This is a genomic window from Acidiferrobacter sp., assembly GCF_054609335.1.
Genome location: NZ_JBTRWP010000069.1, coordinates 1 through 1,493 on the forward strand (window position 1 = coordinate 1; position 1,493 = coordinate 1,493).

1 protein-coding gene is annotated in these 1,493 nt (G+C 64.8%); it reads left to right on the plus strand.

Features of this window, described 5'->3' with window-relative positions:
- The coding region (locus tag ACYCTF_RS13055; RefSeq protein ID WP_461285008.1) for a GspE/PulE family protein at positions 1-1,493 on the plus strand (1,493 nt) is incomplete at both ends.

Below are 1,493 nucleotides of genomic sequence, written 5' to 3' on the forward strand. Positions count from 1 at the left end.
GATCTGCGCCGCTACACCTTCGTCCCCGAGGTCGTGCGTCTGATCCCCGAGGCCTATGCTCGGCGCTTCCGGGCCGTGGCGTTGCGCGAGGAGGACGGTGCCATCCTCGTGGGGCTTGCCGACCCGATCGACATCTTTGCCCACGACGAGATCGCGCGGCTCGTCCAGAGACCCCTGAAGCTCGCGGTCGTGAAGGAGGGCGATCTCCTGAAGGCTTTGGATGTCGTCTATCGGCGCACCGAGGAGATCAGCGGACTCGCCGCCGAGCTCGAGCAAGAGTTGTCGGCCTACGATATCGATCTTGGGATTACGACTGCGACCGAGGCGGTTAATGACGCCCCGGTCGTCAAGCTCCTGCAGACCATATTCGAAGACGCGATCCAGGTGAACGCCTCCGACATCCATATCGAGCCAGACGAGAGCGCGGTGCGCGTGCGTTTCCGCATCGACGGAGAGTTGCGCATACAGACGACCGCTGATCGCAAGATCGCCCAGGCCTTGGTGTCGCGCCTGAAGCTCATGGCCGCGCTCGATATCTCCGAGCGCAGGCTTCCGCAGGATGGCCGCTGTCAGGTGCGATTCCGGGAGACCGTGATCGACGTCCGTCTCTCCACGGTTCCCGTGCAGCATGGCGAATCCGTCGCCATGCGCCTTTTGAATCAGTCCAACGGTATCCTCGAGCTCGATCGGCTCGGCATGCCGAGCGACGTGTTGAGTCGTCTGCGCGCTATGATCCACCAGCCCCACGGTCTTGTGCTCGTCACCGGCCCCACGGGCAGCGGCAAGACCACGACCCTCTATGGCGCCCTGAAGGAACTCAACGTGCCCTCGGCGAAGGTCTTGACCGTCGAGGATCCTGTCGAGTACAGGCTTGCTGGCGTAAACCAGGTCCAGGTCAACCCCAAGATCGACTTGTCGTTTGCGCGGGTTCTGCGCGCCTTCTTGCGCCAAGATCCCGACATCATCCTGATCGGCGAGATGCGTGACACCGAGACTGTGGAGATCGGACTGCGCGCGGCCATGACGGGGCACCTCGTCCTCTCGAGTCTCCATACCCATGATGCGGTGTCGAGCGCCTTGCGCCTCATGGATATGGGCGCCGAGCCCTATCTCGTGGCCGCGTCGCTGCGCGGTGTCGTGGCGCAGAGGCTCGTGCGCCGTGTCTGCGATAGTTGCGGGGAACCGGTCGCGCCGACGGCGGCGGAAAAGGCCCTCTTCGAGGTCGACTTGGCCCCCGACACGCCCCTGACCCTGAAGCGGGGCCGCGGCTGCGCCTTCTGTCAGCACACGGGCTTTCGCGGGCGGGTCGGGATCTATGAGATCCTCGAGATCGATGAGGCCTTGATGTTCGCCCTGCAAAAGCGCGACCCCGAGGCCTTTTCGCGTGCGGCGACAGCCGCCCCGCACTATCGGAGACTGCGTGCCGAGGCCCTCGGACAGGCGGCGCGCGGTGTGACCACGGTGGAAGAGGCCTTGCGCGCCGTGTACGGGAC